Raw genomic sequence first — 20,531 nt, 5'->3', positions numbered from 1 at the left:
TACCCGCACATGCCGCGCGTGCCCGCGGCCGCTGCCCCCTTCGGCGCGCCCGCGCCCCTGACGGACGCGCGGCGCTACTCAGAGCCGTTCCGACTTGGCGCTGCGTGACATCAGGTCCTTGAGCGCGACGAGCGGCGCCTTGCCGTTGTGGACGATGTCGACGATGGTCTCGGTGATCGGCATCTCGACCCCGTGGCGGCGCGCGAGGTCGAGCACGGACTCGCAGGACTTGACGCCCTCGGCGGTCTGCCGGGTGACCGCGATGGTCTCCTCCAGCGACATGCCGCGGCCCAGGTTGATGCCGAAGGTGTGGTTGCGGGAGAGGCCGGACGAGCAGGTCGCGATGAGGTCGCCCATGCCGGCGAGCCCGGAGAAGGTCTGCGGGTCCGCGCCCATGGCGAGGCCGAGCCTGCTGGTCTCGGCCAGACCGCGGGTCATCAGGGACGCCTTGGTGTTGTCGCCGAGCCGCATGCCGTCGGCGATGCCCACGGCGAGGCCGATGACGTTCTTGACGGCACCGCCGAGTTCGCAGCCGACGACGTCGGTGTTGGTGTACGGGCGGTAGTACGCGGTGTGGCAGGCGGCCTGGAGGCGCCGGGCCACGGACTCGTCCGCGCAGGCCACGACGGCGGCCGCCGGGGTGCGGGCGGCGATCTCCAGCGCGAGGTTGGGCCCTGTGACGACGGCGACCCGCTCGGCCGGCGCCTTGGCGACCTCCTCGATCACCTCACTCATCCGCTTGGCCGTGCCGAGTTCCACGCCCTTCATCAGCGACACGAGGACGGTGTCCTGGGGCAGCGCGGGCGCCCACGCCGTGAGGTTGGCGCGCAGCGTCTGGGAGGGCACGCACAGGACCGTGAAGTCGGCGCCGCTCGCCGCCTCCGCGGGGTCGCAGGTGGCGCGGACCCCGGCGGGCAGCTCGATCCCCGGCAGGTACTCCGGGTTGGTCCCGGTGGTGTTGATGGTCTCGGCGATGTCCGCGCGGCGGGCGCAGAGCGTCACCTCGCAGCCCGCGTCGGCGAGGATCATGGCGAATGCCGTGCCCCACGAACCGGTTCCGAAGACGGCGACCCTGGTCACGTTGTTCCCTTGTCCTCTTCCACTTCCACTTCCACTGCTGCCTTGGCTACGGCCTCCGGTGCCGCCTGCGCCCCGGGTGCCCGCGCGGCCGGCCGTGCGTCCCCGCGCCGCTCCAGCGCCCGCGCCCTGCGCGGATCGTACGGCACCTCGGGGGCCGGCTCGCCGCGCAGCTGGACGAGGAGTTCCGTGATGGCGGCCATGATCACCTCTGTGACCTCGCGCAGCAGGTCCTGCGTGACGGCCTGCCCGTAGTAGCGGCTGAGGTCGACCGGGCCGCCGACGAGGACGCGGTGGGTCTTGCGCGGGAAGACGGAGGCCTTCTTCGAGTAGGGCGGGAGGACTTCGTTGGCGCCCCACTGGGCGATGGGGACCACCGGGCACTTGGTCTGGAGGGCGACGCGCGCCGCGCCCGTGCGGGCGGCCATCGGCCACTGCAGGGGGTCGCGGGTGAGGGTCCCCTCGGGGTAGAAGGCGACGCACTCGCCGCGCTCCACGGCGTCTATGGCCGCGCGGAAGGCGCCCCGCGCGTCGGAGGAGTCCCGGTAGACCGGGATCTGCCCGCTGCCGCGCATCACGGCCCCGACGAAGCCGTCCGTGAACAGGGAGCTCTTGGCGAGGAATCGCGGCACTCGCCCGGTGTTGTACTGGAAATGGCCGTAGGCAAAGGGATCGAGATGCGAATTGTGGTTCACCACGGTGATGAATCCGCCGTCCGCCGGAATGTTCTCCGCACCCTGCCAGTCCCGCTTGAACAGAAGGAGGAGCGGCGGCTTCGCCAGGACCGCGGCCAGGTGGTACCAGAAGCCGACTTTTCGGCGGGACACGCGACACCTTCCTCACTGCCTGCCCGGCCCTTCGCCCGGCTGCTGGGGGTCAAGTGTCGCCCCGGGCCCCTGGTCTGTCGAGCACATGGCACGACGGGTCGCGGGGGGCCGGGCGACAATGGGCGGACGGCCGCACGAGCACGGGAGCACGCCACGAGAACCGATCCGACGACCGGCTGGTCGCTGGTCGTCCCGCTGAAACCGCTGCGCCGCGCGAAAAGCAGGCTCGGCCCCGACGCGGACGCGTCGCAGCGTCCGCTGCTGGCGCTGGCGTTCGCCCAGGACACGGTGGCGGCGGCGCTCGCCACCGAGGGCGTGCGGGATGTGGTGGTTGTCACGGACGACGCCGAGGCGGGTGCCGCCCTCGCCGCCCTCGGCGCGCTCGTCGTCCCCGACTCCCCGGGCGCCGGGCTCAACGCGGCGCTCGCGCACGGCGCCCGCGCGGTCGCGCTGCGCCGCCCCGGGGCCCCGCTCGCCGCGCTCAACGCGGACCTGCCGGCGCTGCGCCCCGCGGAGCTCGCGGTGGTGCTGCGGCGGGCAGCGGCTTTTCCGCGGGCGTTCCTCCCGGACGCTGCGGGGATCGGCACGACCCTGCTCGCCGCGGGCCCCGGGGCGGAACTGCGGCCCGCGTTCGGCGGACTTTCCCGGCTGCGCCACGCGGCGGGCGGCGCGGCGGAAATCCCGGTGGCGGGCGCGGATTCCGTACGGCAGGACGTGGACACGGCGGCTGACCTGCGGGCGGCCGTGGCGCTTGGGCTCGGCCCGCACACGGCCCGGGTGTACGCGGCGCTCGCGCCGCTGCTCTCGCCGTAGCGGCAGGTGACCGGCGGGCGGGATCGCCCGGTCGCGGTTACGCTGCGGGCATGCAGGCCACCGCGTACACGTTCGTTCCCGAGACCCGCAGCGGCAGTGTGCTGCTCGACGACGGCACACCGGTCGATTTCGACGCCGCCGCGTTCGACGCGGGCGGGCTGCGGCTGCTGCGTCCGGGGCAGCGGGTGCGGATCGAGACAGAACCCGTGAAGGGCACTGAGGGCGCCGGGGACGCCGGGGGCGCGCAGCCGCCGCGGATCACCCTGGTGACGTTGCAGACCTTCTGAGCGCGCCGAGTTCGCCGGCCTGCGGCGCGCCGCGCCGGAACGCGCCGCGGGCCGGGTCTCCCCGAGGGGAGCCCGGCCCGGCGTGAAACGCGGCCCGTGCCGCCGACCGCTGCCCGGTGCTTACTTGCTCCTGGCGGTGGTCTTCTTCGCGGTGGTGCGCGAGGCGGCCTTGCGGGCGGGGGCCTTCTTGGCGGGGGCGGTCTTCTTCGCGGTGCCCGTCGCCTTCTTGGCGGTCGTCTTCTTCGCGGCCGTGGTGGTCTTCTTCGCCGTGGACTTCTTGGCGGGCGTGGCCTTCTTCGCCGTGGCCTTCTTCGCCGCGGTGGTCTTCTTCGCCGTCGACTTCTTGGCGGTGGCCTTCTTGGCCGCGGCCTTGGCGGTCGTACGGGTGGAAGAGCCGCCGGAGAGGCTGCCCTTGGGCGCCTTCTTCACGGAGACCTCGCCGCCCCTGGGGAGCTTCTTGGAGCCGCTCACCAGGTCCTTGAAGCCCTGTCCCGCGCGAAAGCGCGGCACCGAGGTCTTCTTGACCCGCACGCGCTCACCCGTCTGCGGGTTGCGGGCGTAGCGGGCGGGGCGGTCGACCTTCTCGAACGAGCCGAAGCCGGTGACCGACACGCGGTCGCCGCTCACGGTGGCGCGCACGATGGCGTCGAGGACCGCGTCCACGGCGTCCGCGGCCTGCTGACGGCCACCGAGCTTGTCCGCAATCGCTTCTACGAGCTGAGCCTTGTTCACGTCTTCCCCTTCGGAGACATTGCCAGAACGAATGTGTTCAAGCCTTTTCGCACGTTAGGCAGATATATACCGCAAATCAAACACGAAACGGGCTAATCACCCTAGTGCCGCAACGAAGTCGGCCCGGCGGACTTCCACCCGTCAGTCCTCTTCCGGAAAGCGACCCTCGTCAAGATCCGCCAGGAGGCGGTCGAGGCGCCGTGCCGCATCCGGGAGATCGTGCTTCGCCGCCGCGGTGATGACCAGCAGCTTCCGTGTGAGCGCCATGCGTACGCCCTCCGCGACTTGCAGTTCACGCACGCGCGCGTGCGCTTCTTTCAGTTGTCCGGCGACCGACTCGTAGAGTGCGAGTTGGCTGTCGCGTTCCATGCACCGATTGTGCCATCTGGGGCGAGTTGTCGCCCCACGGGGGCTCAACATGCAACTGCACCCCCTGCCTGGGGGCAGGGGGTGCAGTAGGGGAAAACCGCTGATCAGAGGTGGTTCAGACGGCAATTGTGCGGGGCTTGAAGGCGGGGCGCGCGGCCTCGTAGGCGGCGATGTCGGACTCGTTCTGAAGGGTGAGGCTGATGTCGTCGAGACCGTTCAGCAGACGCCAGCGACTGTTCTCGTCAAGGTCGAAATCAGCCGTGACGCGCTCCGTTCCGCCCGACGCGGCGCGCACCTGCCGCCGCTCCAGGTCGACCGTGACCTCGGCGGCCGGGTCGCCCTCCACGAGCGCCTGGAGGCTCTCCACGACGTCCTGCGGCAGGACCACCGTCAGGAGCCCGTTCTTCAGCGAGTTGCCGCGGAAGATATCGGCGAAACGCGAGGAGATGACGGCCTTGAAGCCGTAGTTCTGCAGGGCCCAGGCGGCGTGCTCGCGGGACGATCCTGTGCCGAAGTCGGGGCCGGCCACCAGGACCGTGGCGCCCCGGTAGCGCTCCTGGTTGAGCACGAACTCCGGGTCCTTGCGCCACGCCTCGAACAGGCCGTCCTCGTAGCCGTCGCGGGTGACCTTCTTGAGCCAGTGGGCGGGGATGATCTGGTCCGTGTCGACGTTGCTGCGGCGCAGCGGGACGGCACGGCCGGTGTGGACGGTGAAGGCTTCCATGGTTATCGCGCTCCAGCGGGCGTGCGGTCGGCGTCGGACAGGTCGGCGGGTGAGGCCAGATGGCCCAGCACCGCCGTCGCGGCGGCCACCTGCGGGGAGACCAGGTGGGTGCGGCCGCCCTTGCCCTGCCTGCCCTCGAAGTTGCGGTTGGAGGTGGACGCCGAGCGCTCGCCGGGCGCCAGTTGGTCGGGGTTCATGCCGAGGCACATCGAGCAGCCCGCGTGCCGCCATTCGGCCCCCGAGCCGGTGAACACCTTGTCGAGGCCCTCCTCGACGGCCTGGAGCGCCACCCGGACGGAGCCGGGGACGACCAGCATCCGTACGCCGTCGGCGACTTTGTGCCCTTCGAGGACGGCGGCGGCCGAGCGCAGGTCCTCGATACGGCCGTTGGTGCACGAACCTACGAAGACGGTGTCGACCCTGATGTCCCGCAGGGCCTGTCCCGCGGTCAACCCCATGTACTCCAGGGCCTTTTCGGCGGCGTGGCGCTCCGAAGCGTCGTCGTACGAAGCGGGGTCGGGGACCCGCTCGGACAGCGGCGAACCCTGGCCCGGGTTGGTGCCCCAGGTGACGAACGGGGCGAGTTCGGCGGCGTCGAGGAAGACCTCGGCGTCGAAGACCGCGTCGTCGTCGGTGCGCAGCGTGCGCCAGTACGCGACGGCCTTGTCCCACTCGTCGCCCTCGGGCGCATGCGGGCGCCCCTTGAGGTAGGCGAAGGTGGTCTCGTCGGGAGCGATCATGCCCGCGCGGGCGCCGGCCTCGATGGACATGTTGCAGATGGTCATGCGGGACTCCATCGAGAGCTTCTCGATGGCGGAGCCGCGGTATTCGAGGATGTAGCCCTGGCCGCCGCCGGTGCCGATCCGCGCGATGACGGCGAGGATCAGGTCCTTGGCCGTGACGTCGGCGGGCAGTTCGCCCTCGACGGTGATGGCCATGGTCTTCGGGCGGGCCATGGGCAGCGTCTGGGTGGCCAGCACGTGCTCGACCTGGCTGGTGCCGATGCCGAACGCGAGCGCGCCGAACGCGCCGTGCGTGGAGGTGTGGGAGTCGCCGCACACCACCGTGGTGCCTGGCTGGGTCAGGCCGAGCTGCGGGCCGACGACGTGGACGACGCCCTGCTCGACGTCGCCGAGCGGGTGCAGCCGCACGCCGAACTCGGCGCAGTTCTTGCGCAGGGTCTCCAGCTGGGTGCGGGAGACGGGGTCGGCGATGGGCTTGTCGATGTCGAGGGTGGGGGTGTTGTGGTCCTCGGTGGCGATGGTGAGATCGAGGCGCCGGACCTTCCTGCCGCTGAGGCGGAGCCCGTCGAACGCCTGCGGACTGGTGACCTCGTGCAGCAGGTGCAGATCGATGAAGAGAAGGTCGGGCTCGCCCTCGGCGCGCCGGACGACATGGTCGTCCCAGACCTTCTCCGCGAGTGTCCTACCCATCGCTTTCCCTCCGGCCGGCGTCCTCGCCGGCACTCCTAGAGACATGTGGGCCGCGCCCGTCCCCCTGCTCCTCGGACCGCGGCTGCGGGCTCCCGGTACGCGAGCCCCCGCCGTACAGGTTGGCAAGTTCCCCGCGAAAAGGAACTTGCGTTTCACAGAGTGAGACGCGAATATCGTTGCATGGACAATTCTAGCGGCGTGGGCGTTCTCGACAAGGCCGCTCTCGTCTTGAGCGCCTTGGAGTCGGGCCCGGCCACGCTGGCCGGGCTTGTCGCGGCGACGGGGCTGGCGCGGCCGACGGCCCACCGGCTGGCCGTCGCCCTCGAACACCACCGGATGGTGGCGCGGGACATGCAGGGCAGGTTCATCCTCGGCCCGCGGCTCGCGGAACTCGCGGCGGCGGCGGGCGAGGACCGGCTGCTCGCCACTGCGGGCCCGGTCCTCACGCACCTGCGGGACGTGACGGGCGAGAGCGCGCAGCTCTACCGCAGGCAGGGCGACATGCGGATCTGCGTGGCGGCCGCCGAGCGCCTCTCCGGGCTGCGGGACACCGTGCCGGTGGGCTCGACGCTGACGATGAAGGCGGGCTCGTCCGCGCAGATCCTGATGGCGTGGGAGGAGCCGGAGCGGCTGCACCGCGGGCTTCAGGGCGCGCGCTTCACGGCGACGGCCCTCTCCGGCGTGCGGCGCAGGGGCTGGGCCCAGTCGATCGGCGAGCGCGAGCCGGGCGTCGCCTCGGTGTCGGCACCGGTGCGCGGCCCGTCGAACCGGGTGGTCGCGGCGGTCTCCGTGTCGGGGCCGATCGAGCGGCTGAGCCGGCACCCCGGGCGGATGCACGCGCAGGCCGTGATCGACGCGGCGGGCCGGCTGTCGGAGGCGCTGCGCAGGAACGCGTGACGCCGCGGCGTCCGCCGCCACAGCCCCCAACGCCGTGGGCAGGGGCGGCGGGACGCGCGGCCCGCGCCCGGGCGAGGCCGGCCCCGCCCGGGCAGGACGCAGGACGGACCGGGCGCACACACGGCGAGGCCCCCTCCGCGTGGGAGAGGGCCTCGCCGTTTTCTCGTGTACCCCCGACCGGATTCGAACCGGCGCTACCGCCTTGAGAGGGCGGCGTGCTAGGCCGCTACACAACGGGGGCCTGCTGTGGTGGAGCTGGGCTACCAGGACTCGAACCTAGACTAAATGAACCAGAATCACTCGTGCTGCCAATTACACCATAGCCCATGGTATAGACCAGTAGCCCCGACCGGATTCGAACCGGCGCTACCGCCTTGAGAGGGCGGCGTGCTGGGCCGCTACACAACGGGGCCCCAGCGGTCTTCCGCGAGGAAGACACGTACCCCCGACCGGATTCGAACCGGCGCTACTGCCTTGAGAGGGCAGCGTGCTAGGCCGCTACACAACGGGGGCGCTGCAGAGAGATCTGCGCTGGGCTACCAGGACTCGAACCTAGACTAACTGAACCAGAATCAGTCGTGCTGCCAATTACACCATAGCCCACCAGAACACAACTCCTCGCCGGAGTCCTGTTCGGCTTGCGCCTCCCGGAAACCCTGTCCTTCCCGGTTCCCGCTTGGGCGGCGCAGGAAGAACATTACCCGATGCGGGACACCGCTCCAAAACGAGATCCCCCGCGCAGCGGGGCCCGCGGCGGGCGGGCTCCGGCCGCCGGGAACAGGCCGGACGGCGGGCGGGGCGGAGGCCGGCCGAGCGGGCTCCCGCCCCCGCCGCGCGGGCGCGCGGCTACGCGCCCGCGAGCTTCGCGAGGGCCGCGTCGACCCGGGCCAGGGTCCGCTCCCTGCCCAGCACCTCCAGCGACTCGAACAGCGGCAGGCCCACCGTGCGCCCGGTGACCGCGACCCGCAGCGGGGCCTGCGCCTTGCCGAGCTTGAGCCCGTGCTCCTCGCCCGCGGCGAGGACCGCGTCCTTCAGGGGCTCCGCGCGCCACTCGGCGTCCGCGAGGCGGCCGCGGACCGTGGTCAGCAGCGCGGCGGGGTCGCCCTTCATCGCCTTGTTCCAGGACGCCTCGTCCCGCACCGGCTCGTCGAGGAAGAGGAAGTCGACGTTGGCGGTGATGTCGGAGAGGACCGTGACCCGGGTCTGGGCGAGCGGCGCGAGCGCGTCGAACGCCGCCTGGTCGAACCGCTCGGGCGCCCAGGGCGCGTGCGGGGCGGTAAGCCAGGGCCCGCACGCCTCGGTGAACGCCTTCACGTCGAGCTGCCTGATGTGGTCGGCGTTGATCGCCTCGGCCTTCTTCAGGTCGAAGCGGGCCGGGTTGGCGTTGACCGCGCCGAGCTCGAACGCGGCGACCATCTCGTCGAGCGAGAAGATGTCCTGGTCGGCGGAGAACGACCAGCCCAGCAGGGACAGGTAGTTGAGCAGCCCCTCGGGCAGGAAGCCGCGCTCGCGGTAGAGGTTGAGCGACGCCTGCGGGTCGCGCTTGGAGAGCTTCTTGTTGCCCTCGCCCATCACGTACGGCAGGTGGCCGAAGGCCGGGACGCCCTTGGCGACGCCGAGCTCCATCAGCGCGCGGTACAGCGCGATCTGGCGCGGGGTGGAGGAGAGCAGGTCCTCGCCGCGCAGCACGTGCGTGATCTCCATCAGCGCGTCGTCCACCGGGTTGACCAGCGTGTACAGCGGGGCGCCGTTGGCGCGCACGATGCCGTAGTCAGGGACGTTGTCGGGCGAGAAGGTCAGCTCGCCGCGCACCAGGTCGGTGAAGACGACCGGCTCGTCGGGCATCCGGAAGCGGACGATGGGCGCCCTGCCCTCGGCCTCGTACGCGGCGACCTGCTCGGCGCCCAGGTCGCGGCAGTGGCCGTCGTAACCGGAGGGGCGCCCGGCCGCGCGGGCGGCCTCGCGGCGCTGGTCGAGCTCCTCGGTGGTGCAGTAGCAGCGGTACGCGTACCCGCCGGCGAGGAGGCGCTCGGCGACGTCGCGGTAGACGTCCATGCGCTGCGACTGGCGGTAGGGGGCGTGCGGGCCGCCGACCTCCGGGCCCTCGTCCCAGTCGAGGCCGAGCCAGCGCATGGCGTCGAGCAGCTGCCCGTAGGACTCCTCGGAGTCGCGGGCGGCGTCCGTGTCCTCGATGCGGAAGACCATGGTGCCGCCGTTGTGCCGCGCGAAGGCCCAGTTGAACAGGGCGGTGCGGACCAGGCCCACATGGGGGTTGCCGGTCGGCGAGGGACAGAAACGTACGCGGACGGAGCCGTTAGCCACGCTTGATCACCTTGTTGGTGAGAGTGCCGATGCCTTCGATGGTGACGGCGACCTCGTCGCCGACGGAGAGCGGGCCGACGCCCGCGGGGGTGCCGGTGAGGATCACGTCGCCCGGTACCAGGGTCATGGCCTCGCTGACGTGGACGACCAGGTCCTCCACCGTGCGGATCATGTCGCTGGTGCGGCCGAGCTGCCGCTGCTCGCCGTTGACCGTGCACTGCACGGTCACGTCGGACGGGTCGAGTTCGGTCTCCACCCAGGGGCCGAGCGGGCAGGCGGTGTCGAAGCCCTTGGCCCTGGCCCACTGCTTCTCGGACTTCTGGAGGTCGCGGGCGGTGACGTCGTTGGCGCAGGTGTAGCCGTAGACGACGTCCTTCACGCGCTCGCGCGGCACCTCGCGGCAGAGCGTGCCGATGACGACGGCGAGCTCGGCCTCGTAGTGGACGTCGCTGGAGAAGTGCGGGTACACGATGGGGTCGCCGGAGCCGACGACCGAGGTGCTGGGCTTGAAGAAGGTCAGCGCCGCCTCGGGGACCTCGTTGCCCAGCTCGGCCGCGTGCTCCGCGTAGTTGCGGCCGACGGCCACGACCTTGCTGGGGAGCACGGGCGGCAGGAGCCGCACCTCGCTCAGGCGCACCTTGGTGCCCGTGAGCTGGGCGCCGCCGTAGGGGACGCCCTTGATGATGTCGAGGAGCAGGCCGGCCGGGTCGCCGCCTCCCGCGTCCTCGACCGCGCCGAAGGCGACATTGCCGTCGATGGAGAACCTGGCGATGCGCACGGTTTGCTGTCGCCCCTCACTTCACTCGCGGTCCTGGTCGGAATGTCCAGAGAACTGGAGCATCAGGCTAGCGCGGCGCCGGAGGCCGGACGCGTACCGCCCGCCGCCCCGGGGAAGGGGCCGGGGAGGCCGGAGCCCGCGCGGCGGGGGGCGGCGGCCGGGCCACGGGCCGCATCCACGGTCTCAGGACCCCGGGCGGGAGGTTCGGCCGGAAGACCCGAGTGGAGGCCGCCGGCTAAACATTCGGTTTTCGCCAAACGAACGTCTCCCGACCTTTGTTGCTGTGATTTTGCTCACGAGTCAACGGACATTCCGCGCAAAAATCCGGCCCCCAGGCCGCCATGAAAACGGTCATCTCGCACCAGACATCAGCATTCCGCTGCCGATCATGAACACTGGGACACCGGCCGGGTGTCCGCGAGCCATCCGTAATCGACCGTTTCCTCCCTGATCCCCTTCCACGATTCGTGATCCACTCGTCACCGGGTGTCATACAGGTCACGGCGCCGCCGTCAGACCTTGTTGCAGATCCGGCACTGTGCTGGAATCACTGCCACCGCCGCGAGTTCCCACCCGGCGCACACGGGCGCGACGGACGTCACGTGGGCGAGGAGAGGGGAACGGCGCCGGTGACTCACGACCACCACTGGGGGGCGTCTCGCACCCCCACGACGCCGACACCGTCCTGCCGCACGCGGTGGGACGCCTGGTCCAGAGGTTGCGACGCTAGTGCAGGGACGTTCTCAGAGGGATAGCAGTGCCGCGGCGGAGCAGGAGCCCCGCGGCGCGACCGAACGCGGCTCCTCGGCCCAGCACACCCAGAGCAGGAACACGGCGGGCCCCTCGGGGGAGAACGACCGCGTGGCGCGCCCGGGCGCCGCGGCCGACACCGGGCCGCAGCGGCCGTCCGCTCCCACCCCGGACGCCGGCTCCCGAATAGCCCTGCGCAACTGGCGCATCAGCACCCGCCTCGTCTCCCTGCTCGCGCTGCCCGTGGTCGCCGCCACCACGCTGGGCGCCCTGCGCATCGACGACTCGGTCAACGACATCCGCCAGCTCGACCACATGCAGCTGCTGACGGAGATGACCAAGCAGGCGACCAACCTCGCCGCACAGCTCCAGGCGGAGCGCGACCAGGAGGCGGGCCCGCTCAGCCACGGCGTCCCCCCCACCGACCTCAGCATCAAGCAGCTGCGCACCCAGACCGACCGGGCGAGCAAGTCGTTCCTCGACGCGACCAACCAGATCGGCAACACCGACAGCGGCGACGACACGCTCAACAGCATCCGCGCCAACGTCAACCAGATCGCCACCCAGGTCCAGCAGATCAGCGACCTGCGCAGCAACGCCTACGCGACGGGCTCGTCCTCGCTGACGGTCGACTCGTACGACCAGCTGGTCACCTCGCTGCTGAGCCTGTCGCAGGACATGGCGCAGGCGACCAACAACCCGGACATGATCAAGCGGACCCGCGCGCTCGCCGCGTTCTCGTCCGCCAAGGAGTACGCCTCCATCCAGCGCGCGATCATCGCGGCCGCGCTGCCCGCCGACCCCAACAAGCACGTCGGCCACCTGAACAACTCCGACCGCCTCTACGGCAACGCGGCGGCGAAGAAGGAGCAGAACGAGCTCACCACGTTCCGCTCCCTCTACGAGTCGATGGGCGGCAACGCCGAGGAGCTGATGGCCCCCCTGGAGGGCGAGGGCAGCCCCGAGATCCAGGCGGCGCAGGACTACGAGAACCGCGTGCTCGGCGGCCCCGACGGACTGGCGAACCAGCCCAACCGCAGCTACGAGGACTGGATCGACCAGGCGTCGGTCCGCATCAACACGATGAAGACCATCGAGTCCACGCTGCTGGGTCAGATGGAGACCAAGGCGACCCAGCTGCGCGAGCAGTCCCAGCGCGACGCCATCATCAACGGCGCGCTGATCCTGCTGGTCCTCGGCGTCTCGCTGATCGGCGCCTTCATCGTGGCGCGGTCCATGATCCGCTCGCTGCGGCGGCTCCAGGACACGGCCACCAAGGTCGCCCAGGACCGGCTGCCCGAGCTGGTCAAGGAGCTCTCCGAGTCCGACCCGCAGGACGTCGACACCTCCGTCGAGTCCGTCGGCGTCCACTCGCGCGACGAGATCGGCCAGGTGGCCGCGGCCTTCGACCACGTGCACCGCGAGGCGGTACGGCTCGCCGCCGAGCAGGCCCTCCTGCGGGGCAACGTCAACGCGATGTTCACCAACCTCTCGCGCCGCAGCCAGGGCCTCATCCAGCGCCAGCTCTCGCTCATCTCCGAGCTGGAGTCCCGCGAGGCCGACCCCGACCAGCTGTCCTCGCTGTTCAAGCTCGACCACCTCGCGACCCGTATGCGCCGCAACGGCGAGAACCTGCTGGTCCTCGCGGGCGAGGAGCCGGGCCGCCGGTGGACCCGCCCGGTGCCGCTCGTCGACGTGCTGCGCGCCGCCGCTTCCGAGGTGGAGCAGTACGAGCGCATCGAGCTGGCCGCCGTGCCCGCGACGGAGGTCGCGGGGCGCGTCGTCAACGACCTCGTCCACCTGCTCGCCGAGCTGCTGGAGAACGCCACGTCGTTCTCCTCCCCGCAGACCAAGGTCCGCGTCACCGGCCACGCGCTGCCGGACGGGCGCGTGCTGGTGGAGATCCACGACACCGGCATCGGCCTGTCCCCCGAGGACCTGGCGGCGATCAACGAGCGGCTGGCAGCGCCGCCGACCGTGGACGTCTCGGTCTCCCGCCGCATGGGCCTGTTCGTGGTCGGCCGCCTCTCGCTGCGGCACGGCATCCGCATCCAGCTGCGGCCCTCGGACTCCGGCGGCACGACGGCCCTCGTCATGCTGCCCGTCGACGTCGCGCACGGCGGCAAGAAGGCGCCGGGCAAGCCGGGCGGCCCGGGCGGCCAGGCGCCCGCCGCCCCGGCCGCCCGGCTGACCAGCGGCCCCGGCTCCGCGCCCGCCGGCGGCGGCGGCAAGCCCGGCCTCGGCGCGGGCCCCGGCGGCGGCCTCGCGGGCCTCAACACCGGCGGCAACCGGCTCCCCGCGGGAGCGGGCGCAGGCGCAGGCAGCTCACCGCCCCGCGCCGCGCTGCCTGCGCGGGACGCGAACCGGCAGGCCAGGCCCGACGGTGCGGCGCAGGGCGGCGGCCAGGGCCGCGGCGCCGACTCCCCCAGCCTCTTCGCCCAGAACGCGTTCGGCGCGGGCCCCGGGCCCGACGCCGCAGGCGGCCAGGAGCGGCCGGGCAGGGGCGGCGACCAGGGTCCCGCCACCGCGCAGATGCCCGCCGTCGGCGGCGGCGCGCCCCGCCCCGAGCCCGCCGGGTTCGACCGCGGCGCAGAGCGCGGGGGCGCGGGCGACCAGGGCCGCGGACTGCCCGTGCGCGACGACGTGTTCGGCGGCGCGCCCAGGGGCCCGCAGGCGGGCCCCGACGGGCGGGGAGCGGCACGCGGCGGCTTCAGCGGCCAGGCCCAGAACGCCTTCGCCCCGCAGGGCAACCGGCAGGGCCCCGGCGGCGAGCGCAGGCTGCCGCCGCCGGGCGCGCCGCGCGCCGAACTGCCCGGCGGCTCGCGCGACGGCAGCCGCCAGCCCGAGCGGATACCGCTCAACCCCTCCGTCGAGGCGCCGCGCGGCCACGAGGAGCCCGGGGCCGACCGGTTCGCCGGGCCGCGGTCCGCACAGGGGCCGCGCCGCGACGAGCGGCAGGACCCGGCGGCCACGGCCGAGTTCGCCAGGCCCGAGCTCGACGTGCGGCGGCCGGGCGCCGAGGTGCCGCGGCAGGGGCCGCAGGACCCGGCGGCCACCGGCCAGTTCGCCAGGCCCGAGCTGAACGGCCCGCGCCCCGAGTACGACAGCCGCGGCGGGTACGCCGCGCAGCAGGGCCCCGGCGACCGCACACCCGCGGCAGGCGGCTACCAGGGCGCCGGGTACTCCTCGTACGACACCGGGCAGCACCCGGTGCAGGGCCAGGGGGGCGGCGGCTACGGCCGGGGGCCCGCGCAGGGCCCCGGGTACGACACGGGGCAGCGCCCGGTGCAGAACAACTCCCCGTACGACACCGGCGGCCACCCCGTGCAGGGCCGTGGCGGCAACGCCCCGTACGGCGCGGGCAACGGCCAGGCCCAGGACACCGGGCAGTACCCGGTGTACGACCCCTCGGCGCAGTCGGGCTACGACGCGACGGGGCAGCTGCCCGCGTACGGCGGCGGCCAGGACCAGGGCCCCGGGCGGCAGTACGCCCCGCAGCAGGGCTACCCGCAGCAGCAGAACCGGCAGGGCGGCGTGCCGCCGCAGGACCGGCGCCCGCAGCAGGAGGCGCTGCCCCCGGCCACCGGGCCGGGCGACGGCAGGACCCCGCTGTACGACACGCTGGAGACGAACTGGTTCAGCGGCGGCGGCCAGGGCGCACGCGGCACCGCGGGGCAGCAGGCGGCGGGCGGCCAGGACTACTCGCAGCAGCCGGACGCGGGACGTCCCGCGATGCCGCGCCGCGACCCGGGCTCCGGCCTGCGCGGCGGCCAGGCACCCGCGGACGACCCGCTGTTCGGCCCGATCCCGACGTCGGGCGGCCAGGGCTCGCCCGCGCCCTCGCCCACCGGGCCCGCGCCGAACTCGGCGTGGCGCGCCTCGCCCAACGACGAACTGGTGCGACAGGCCGAGCGGGTGCGCAAGCCCGCGGCCGGCGGCATCACCACTTCGGGCCTGCCCCGCCGGGTCCCGCGCGCCAACCTGGTGCCGGGCACCGCGCAGGAGCAGGGCACACAGACCGGCCCGCAGGTGTCACGCGCACCGGCGGACGTCCGGGGCCGGCTGACCAACCTCCGCCGGGGAATCCAGCAGGGCCGCAGCGCCGGCGCCGGCGGCACCAACGGCGGCGGGTTCAACTTCGGCCCCTCTCACCAGCAGGAGCGTCCGTGAGTCCGATGAGTCAGGCTGCGCAGAACCTGAACTGGTTGATCACCAACTTCGTGGACAACACCCCCGGGGTGTCCCACACGGTCGTGGTCTCCGCCGACGGATTGCTGCTCGCCATGTCGGAAGGGTTCCCACGGGACCGGGCCGACCAACTGGCCGCCGTGGCGTCCGGTCTCACCTCGCTCACCGCGGGAGCGTCCCGGATCTTCGAGGGGGGCCCGGTCAACCAGACCGTGGTGGAGATGGAGCGCGGCTTCCTCTTCCTCATGTCCGTCTCCGACGGCTCCTCGCTCGCGGTGCTCGCGCACCCCGAGTGCGACATCGGCCTCGTGGGGTACGAGATGGCGCTCCTCGTCGACCGCGCGGGCACGGTCCTCACCCCGGACCTGCGGGCCGAGCTCCAAGGGAGCCTGCTGCACTGAGTCCCGCCCCGGAACCGCCCCAGCTCACCAACCGTCAGGCCGCCGAGCCCGCCCCCCACCGGCCACACAGACGGCACGCAGACATCTTGCTGTCACGCCCGGAGGATTCATGACCCCGCCCACCGCCTCTCACGATCCGTACGGCGCCTCGGTGGACGCCAGTTACGGACCTGAGGGTGACCAGCCGCTGGTTCGTCCGTACGCGATGACCGGCGGCCGCACCAGGCCCCGGTACCAACTCGCCATCGAGGCGCTGGTCAGCACGACGGCGGACCCCGCCCACCTCGCGACGCTGCTCCCCGAGCACCAGCGGATCTGCCACCTGTGCCGCGAGGTCAAGTCCGTGGCCGAGGTGTCGGCGCTGCTGACCATGCCGCTCGGCGTGGCGCGCATCCTCGTCGCCGACCTGGCGGAGGCGGGCATGGTCGCCATCCACCAGCCGGGCAACGGCGAAGCGGGCGGCGCCCCCGACGTGACACTGCTCGAAAGGGTGCTCAGTGGACTTCGCAAGCTCTAGCGGCGGCCCCTCCTCGGCGAGATCGACCACCAGCGCGAAGATCGTGGTGGCGGGCGGATTCGGCGTGGGCAAGACCACGTTCGTCGGCGCCGTCTCGGAGATCAACCCGCTGCGTACCGAAGCCGTCATGACCAGCGCCTCCGCAGGCATCGACGACCTCACCCACACCGGAGACAAGACCACCACCACCGTGGCCATGGACTTCGGACGCATCACCCTCGACCAGGACCTCATCCTCTACCTCTTCGGCACCCCAGGACAGGACCGCTTCTGGTTCATGTGGGACGACCTCGTACGCGGCGCCATCGGCGCCATCGTCCTCGTCGACACCCGCCGCCTCGCCGACTGCTTCCCCGCAGTCGACTACTTCGAAAACTCAGGACTCCCCTTCGTCATCGCCCTCAACGGCTTCGACGGACACCAGCCCTACACCCCAGAAGAAGTACGCGAAGCACTCCAGATCGGCCCCGACACCCCCATCATCACCACCGACGCCCGCCACCGCGCAGACGCCAAAAGCGGACTCATCACCCTCGTCGAACACGCCCTCATGGCACGGCTCAAATAGCGCTTCTCCTACGGCGTTCGCGGCAGGCGGAGCGCGCGGTGGGCTGTGTCGTCGGACACGGCCCACCGACGGTGTTCATAACGTTTCGACAGAGAATTCACCCTGGTCGGACACGCGTTGCGGTCGACCGGTCTCCCTGCGCTCACCACCCTCCCGCCTTTTGGCGGAACTCGTCCCTTACGCCCGCTTTATCGGGGGCTTGGATCACTCGGAATGGCTGATTCTCGCTGTTTGGAACACAGCCGTGACACATGCTGGAATTCGACGGCTCCCGAGTGGTTGCGTTACGGCCCCGAAACGAGACACGGCACAGCGCAGGTGCCGCCGCCGAGAGGTTGTTGGTCCAGTGAGGCGAAGCAGGACGAGCTCCGCTAAGGAGGCACGGGACGCCGCCCCGTCGCCGCGCGCGGCGGTGCAGGAGAGCTCCGCCCCCGCGGCCCCGCACGGCAGCCGCAGCCGTCTCGCCCCGCGCAACTGGCGGGTGCCCACCCGCCTCAACGCCATCCTCCTGCTGCCCGTCCTCGTCGGCCTCGTGATGGGCGGCTTCCAGGTCAAGGGGTCCGTGGACACCTGGCACGAGGCGCAGGACGCCGAGCGCACGGCGAAGGTCGTACGGGCCGCGTCCGACTACGGCCAGGCCCTGCTGAACGAGCGCGACCTGACCGCGCAGCCGCTGCTCACGGGCGACCGCGACGACCCGGTGATCGCGCGCACCAGGAACGCCACCGACCAGGCGCGGAAGAAGTTCGACGCGGCGGTGCGGCAGATGCCGCACGACGCGCGCCTCCAGCGGCGCCTGAGCCTGTTCAGGGCCGTGGAGCCGAAGCTCGCCCCGCTGCGCGAGGCGGCCTACACCAGCGGGATCGAGACACCCGACAAGACGGACGGCCACGGCGGCCCGGTGGCGACGCAGGAGGGCTACGTCCAGGTCCAGCACGCCCTGATGGAGTTCTCCAACGAACTGGGCCTCGGCACCGGCAACATCACCAGCTACGGCCGCACCCTGTACGCGATCCAGCTGGCCAAGGCCGCCGAGTCGCTCCAGCGCTCCATCGGCACCGAGCTGCTGGTGCGGCCCAATCCGAAGCCCGACATCCACGCCGGGCAGCTGGTGGCCCTCAACTCGTACGCCTACCTCGAAGGCATCTCCATCGAGGAGTACGAGTCGGGCGGCACGGCGGCCGACACGGCCCGCCTCACCGACGTGATGAAGAAGGCCGCGGCGCAGGCCACGGCGAAGGGCTCGGCGCCCGCAGACGTGACTCCCCCGGCCGGCGCGGGCAGCTCGGTGCTCGACGGCATGGTCGCGGCGATCGGCTCGGGGCAGAGCCCGAAGAAGCTGACGTCCGAGGGCATCACGCCACAGACCTGGTCGGCGGCGGCCACCGCCAAGTTCGACGGCTACACCACGATCGAGCGCGGCCTCGTCGACAAGGCCGTGACCGACGCGGGGGACATCGCCTCGCACGCCCGCAGGACCGCGATCGTCAACGGCGCGGGCGTCCTGCTGGCCCTGCTGCTCGCCTTCCTGCTGGCCGGCCTGATGGCGCGGCAGATGAGCCGCGCGATGCGCACCCTGCGCACCGCCGCGTTCGGCGTGGCGGAGCAGCGGCTGCCGATGATGGTCGACCAGCTCTCGCGCACCGAGCCGACCGCGCACCCCGACCTGCTCGCCACCCGGGTCCCGCCGATACCGATCGACTCGCGCGACGAGATAGGCGAGGTCGCCCGCGCCTTCGACCAGGTGCACAGGGAGGCCGTGCGGCTCGCGGCCGAGCAGGCCATGCTGCGGGGGAACGTCAACGCCATCTTCACCAATCTCTCCCGGCGCAACCAGTCGCTGATCGAGGGGCAGCTCACCCTCATCACCGAGCTGGAGAACCACGAGAGCGAGCCGGAGCAGCTGGAGAACCTCTTCAGGCTGGACCACCTCGCGACCCGGATGCGCCGCAACGGCGAGAACCTGCTGGTCCTGGCGGGCGAGGAGCCGGGACACCGGTGGAACCAGCCGGTGCCGCTCGTCGACGTGCTGCGCGCGGCCGCCTCCGAGGTCGAGTCGTACGAGCGGATCGAGCTCGCGGGCGTGCCGGAGACGGAGATCCACGGCCAGGCCGTCACCGACCTGGTGCACCTGCTGGCGGAGCTGCTGGAGAACGCGACGACGTTCTCCTCGCCGCAGACCAGGGTGCGAGTCACGGCGACCCGGCTGCCGGACACCCGGCTGATGGTCGAGATCCACGACAAGGGCATCGGCCTGACCGCCGAGGACTTCGCCGACATCAACCACAAGCTCGCCAACCCGCCGACCGTGGACGTCGCGGTCTCCCGGCGCATGGGACTTTTCGTGGTCGGCCGCCTGGCCGCGCGGCACGGCATACGGGTCCAGCTCAGGCCGTCGGGCGAGCAGGCGGGCACCACCTCGCTGGTGATGCTGCCCGACGCCATCACCCACGGCGGCGGGGGCGAGGCGCCCGCGGCCGAGGAGGGCTTCACCGTCTCAGGGATCATCCCCGAGCAGCCGGCCGCGCTCGCCCAGGGCCCGGCCGACGGCGGCGTCCCGATGCTCACGGCCGCCGAACTGGGCTTCGACGACTCGCGCTACGAGACGGGCGCCGCCACGGAGGCCCGCACCCTCGACCCGGTCAACCGCACGCTCATGCGCGACCAGCGGCGCGCCGCACTCGAACCCAGGCAGGAGAGCGCGGGCGCGCTCGCGCCGGGCGCCGGGGACGGCGGCGGCAACGGCCCGCAGACACCCGGCGCCCCGTTCCAGGAGGGCGCGGGCGCCTTCCAGGACCAGGGGCTCGGGGCGTACGGGCAGCAGCAGGGCTACCAGGACGCCTATCAGCAGCAGGGCTACGGACAGCAGCCCGTGCAGGACCCGTACGGCGACGGCAGGCCCTACCCGGGGGCGGACCGCCGGGACTACCCCGGACCCCAGCAGTTCCAGCAATCCCAGCAGTTCCAGCAGTTCCAGCAGGGCGCTGCGTACGGCGACTACACGCAGGGGGGCTACCCGCAGGAGGCCGGTGGTACCGCGGCCGGCAGCTACCCGGCGCCCTCGGCCTGTCCGACGCCCGACGCCTATCAGGCGCCCGAGGCCTTCGAGCCGACCGGGCAGGGCCTGCCGTACCCGGCGGCGGCCGCCGGGGACGGCCCCCGCGCCGACGCCGATCCGGAAGCGGGTTACGGGAGTCGGGAAGACGTCGGCCCCGGTCTCGACGGTGGCTTCGGCACCGCGCCCCAGCAGGGCGTGTGGGCGGAGGGCACCGGCTACCAACAGCCGCAGTGGGACCGGCCGGAAGCAGAATCGGAATCCGGGAACGACGCTGACGGGAGCGGGTCGCAGCCGATAGGCTTCGAGCGGTCGGGCCCAGGCCCCTCGCCGAGCACCAGCCACACGCTGACCGAGGCGGGCCTGCCGCGCCGCGGCAGCGCCGCGGCGCGGCAGAACCGGGCGATCCCCGCAGCAGGCCAGGAGACCGGCGGTGCAGGACAGCTCCCGCGGGCGACCTCCGATGGGCACAATGGGAGCGGCGGGGCGGACGGCCGGGCGGAGCCGCCTTCGGCCAACGACGAGCGCTTCCGCAGGGCGGGCAAGCTGCGCGAGCCGAAGGCCGGCGGGGTCACCGCCTCGGGGCTGCCGAGGCGGGTGCCGAAGGCCAATCTGGTCGAGGGCTCGGCCGAGCAGACCCCGAAGGAGGGCCCGCAGGTCTCCCGGGCGCCCGAGGACGTCCGCGGCAGGCTGAGCAACCTGCGCAGCGGCGTCCAGCGGGGCCGCAGCGCGGGAGCGGACACGAACAGACCGGGCCACGGCCCGGGCAGTACCTACAACCAGGAGCGTTAGT

Annotated in this window: 16 protein-coding genes and 5 tRNA genes; 8 read left to right on the top strand and 13 right to left on the bottom strand. The window is 72.3% G+C overall.

From position 1 onward, the window contains the following. Positions 1-78 precede the first annotated feature (78 nt). Both AB0910_RS07515 and AB0910_RS07510 read right to left on the bottom strand, forming a co-directional pair. Entirely contained in the window at positions 79-1,080 is a 1,002-nt protein-coding gene (locus tag AB0910_RS07515; RefSeq protein ID WP_366743578.1) for an NAD(P)H-dependent glycerol-3-phosphate dehydrogenase, read from the bottom strand. Beyond that, the gene (locus tag AB0910_RS07510; RefSeq protein WP_366743577.1) at positions 1,077-1,904 is read right to left on the bottom strand and encodes a lysophospholipid acyltransferase family protein; all 828 of its coding nucleotides are present in this window, start codon (positions 1,902-1,904) and stop codon (positions 1,077-1,079) included. Before AB0910_RS07510 ends, AB0910_RS07515 begins: the two co-directional genes overlap by 4 nt. A gap of 183 nt (positions 1,905-2,087) precedes the next feature. On the opposite strand from AB0910_RS07510, the gene cofC reads away from it, so the two are divergent. Further along, positions 2,088-2,717 (top strand): 2-phospho-L-lactate guanylyltransferase, encoded by a 630-nt coding sequence (gene cofC, locus AB0910_RS07505; protein WP_366743698.1) that lies wholly within the window; start codon positions 2,088-2,090, stop codon positions 2,715-2,717. A 50-nt stretch (positions 2,718-2,767) separates the two neighbouring features. After that, on the top strand, positions 2,768-3,004 hold the full coding sequence (locus AB0910_RS07500; protein ID WP_366743576.1) for a hypothetical protein: 237 nt from the start codon (positions 2,768-2,770) through the stop codon (positions 3,002-3,004). Positions 3,005-3,124: 120 nt separating this feature from the next. On the opposite strand, the gene AB0910_RS07495 is transcribed toward AB0910_RS07500, so the two are convergent. The 4 genes from AB0910_RS07495 to leuC all read right to left on the bottom strand — a co-directional run bounded on the left by AB0910_RS07495 (position 3,125) and on the right by leuC (position 6,262). Then, the gene (locus AB0910_RS07495) at positions 3,125-3,736 is read right to left on the bottom strand and encodes an HU family DNA-binding protein (protein WP_366743575.1); all 612 of its coding nucleotides are present in this window, start codon (positions 3,734-3,736) and stop codon (positions 3,125-3,127) included. Positions 3,737-3,877: 141 nt separating this feature from the next. Next, entirely contained in the window at positions 3,878-4,105 is a 228-nt protein-coding gene (locus tag AB0910_RS07490) for a hypothetical protein (protein ID WP_366743574.1), read from the bottom strand. 115 nt (positions 4,106-4,220) lie between these two features. Next, positions 4,221-4,829, bottom strand: a complete 609-nt coding sequence (leuD, locus tag AB0910_RS07485; RefSeq protein WP_366743573.1) for a 3-isopropylmalate dehydratase small subunit — start codon at positions 4,827-4,829, stop codon at positions 4,221-4,223. A gap of 2 nt (positions 4,830-4,831) precedes the next feature. After that, the gene (leuC, locus tag AB0910_RS07480) at positions 4,832-6,262 is read right to left on the bottom strand and encodes a 3-isopropylmalate dehydratase large subunit (RefSeq protein WP_366743572.1); all 1,431 of its coding nucleotides are present in this window, start codon (positions 6,260-6,262) and stop codon (positions 4,832-4,834) included. A 180-nt stretch (positions 6,263-6,442) separates the two neighbouring features. Between leuC and ndgR the strand changes: the two genes are divergently transcribed. Then, on the top strand, positions 6,443-7,159 hold the full coding sequence (gene ndgR / locus AB0910_RS07475; RefSeq protein ID WP_366743571.1) for an IclR family transcriptional regulator NdgR: 717 nt from the start codon (positions 6,443-6,445) through the stop codon (positions 7,157-7,159). A 168-nt stretch (positions 7,160-7,327) separates the two neighbouring features. On the opposite strand, the gene AB0910_RS07470 is transcribed toward ndgR, so the two are convergent. The 7 genes from AB0910_RS07470 to AB0910_RS07440 all read right to left on the bottom strand — a co-directional run bounded on the left by AB0910_RS07470 (position 7,328) and on the right by AB0910_RS07440 (position 10,259). Beyond that, a tRNA-Glu gene (locus tag AB0910_RS07470) sits at positions 7,328-7,400 on the bottom strand. A 14-nt stretch (positions 7,401-7,414) separates the two neighbouring features. Further along, a tRNA-Gln gene (locus tag AB0910_RS07465) sits at positions 7,415-7,486 on the bottom strand. A 13-nt stretch (positions 7,487-7,499) separates the two neighbouring features. Continuing rightward, a tRNA-Glu gene (locus tag AB0910_RS07460) sits at positions 7,500-7,572 on the bottom strand. Between the two features lie 27 nt (positions 7,573-7,599). Then, positions 7,600-7,672 (bottom strand) — tRNA-Glu (locus tag AB0910_RS07455). 18 nt (positions 7,673-7,690) lie between these two features. Beyond that, positions 7,691-7,762, bottom strand: a tRNA-Gln gene (locus AB0910_RS07450). 243 nt (positions 7,763-8,005) lie between these two features. Then, a complete protein-coding gene (gene gltX, locus AB0910_RS07445; RefSeq protein ID WP_366743570.1) occupies positions 8,006-9,481 on the bottom strand; it encodes a glutamate--tRNA ligase in 1,476 nt (491 codons plus the stop codon). Then, a complete protein-coding gene (locus tag AB0910_RS07440) occupies positions 9,474-10,259 on the bottom strand; it encodes a fumarylacetoacetate hydrolase family protein (protein WP_366743569.1) in 786 nt (261 codons plus the stop codon). Before AB0910_RS07440 ends, gltX begins: the two co-directional genes overlap by 8 nt. Before the next feature lie 729 nt (positions 10,260-10,988). Between AB0910_RS07440 and AB0910_RS07435 the strand changes: the two genes are divergently transcribed. From AB0910_RS07435 to AB0910_RS07415, 5 genes are all read left to right on the top strand, one after another. After that, positions 10,989-15,179, top strand: a complete 4,191-nt coding sequence (locus tag AB0910_RS07435) for a nitrate- and nitrite sensing domain-containing protein (RefSeq protein WP_366743568.1) — start codon at positions 10,989-10,991, stop codon at positions 15,177-15,179. Between the two features lie 5 nt (positions 15,180-15,184). Further along, positions 15,185-15,598, top strand: coding sequence for a roadblock/LC7 domain-containing protein (locus AB0910_RS07430; protein WP_030351794.1), 414 nt, complete (start codon positions 15,185-15,187; stop codon positions 15,596-15,598). A 109-nt stretch (positions 15,599-15,707) separates the two neighbouring features. Then, a complete protein-coding gene (locus AB0910_RS07425) occupies positions 15,708-16,115 on the top strand; it encodes a DUF742 domain-containing protein (RefSeq protein WP_030910606.1) in 408 nt (135 codons plus the stop codon). Then, the gene (locus AB0910_RS07420; RefSeq protein WP_366743567.1) at positions 16,096-16,683 is read left to right on the top strand and encodes an ATP/GTP-binding protein; all 588 of its coding nucleotides are present in this window, start codon (positions 16,096-16,098) and stop codon (positions 16,681-16,683) included. The genes AB0910_RS07425 and AB0910_RS07420 overlap by 20 nt, the downstream gene beginning before the upstream one ends. 346 nt (positions 16,684-17,029) lie before the next feature. After that, complete coding sequence (locus AB0910_RS07415) at positions 17,030-20,530, top strand: nitrate- and nitrite sensing domain-containing protein (protein ID WP_366743566.1); 3,501 nt, start codon at positions 17,030-17,032, stop codon at positions 20,528-20,530. Position 20,531 lies beyond the last annotated feature (1 nt).

This window comes from Streptomyces sp. NPDC047002 (assembly GCF_040704505.1).
GTDB lineage: Bacteria > Actinomycetota > Actinomycetes > Streptomycetales > Streptomycetaceae > Streptomyces.
The sequence above is the reverse complement of the archived record's forward strand: the minus strand, read 5'-3'. Positions and strand labels throughout refer to the sequence as shown.

Coding starts and splice junctions, on each gene's coding strand:
- leuC (WP_366743572.1), bottom strand. CDS start 6,262: ATGGGTAGGACACTCGCGGAGAAGGTCTGGGACGACCATGTCGTCCGG.
- AB0910_RS07500 (WP_366743576.1), top strand. CDS start 2,768: ATGCAGGCCACCGCGTACACGTTCGTTCCCGAGACCCGCAGCGGCAGT.
- leuD (WP_366743573.1), bottom strand. CDS start 4,829: ATGGAAGCCTTCACCGTCCACACCGGCCGTGCCGTCCCGCTGCGCCGC.
- AB0910_RS07490 (WP_366743574.1), bottom strand. CDS start 4,105: ATGGAACGCGACAGCCAACTCGCACTCTACGAGTCGGTCGCCGGACAA.
- AB0910_RS07425 (WP_030910606.1), top strand. CDS start 15,708: ATGACCCCGCCCACCGCCTCTCACGATCCGTACGGCGCCTCGGTGGAC.
- ndgR (WP_366743571.1), top strand. CDS start 6,443: ATGGACAATTCTAGCGGCGTGGGCGTTCTCGACAAGGCCGCTCTCGTC.
- AB0910_RS07430 (WP_030351794.1), top strand. CDS start 15,185: ATGAGTCAGGCTGCGCAGAACCTGAACTGGTTGATCACCAACTTCGTG.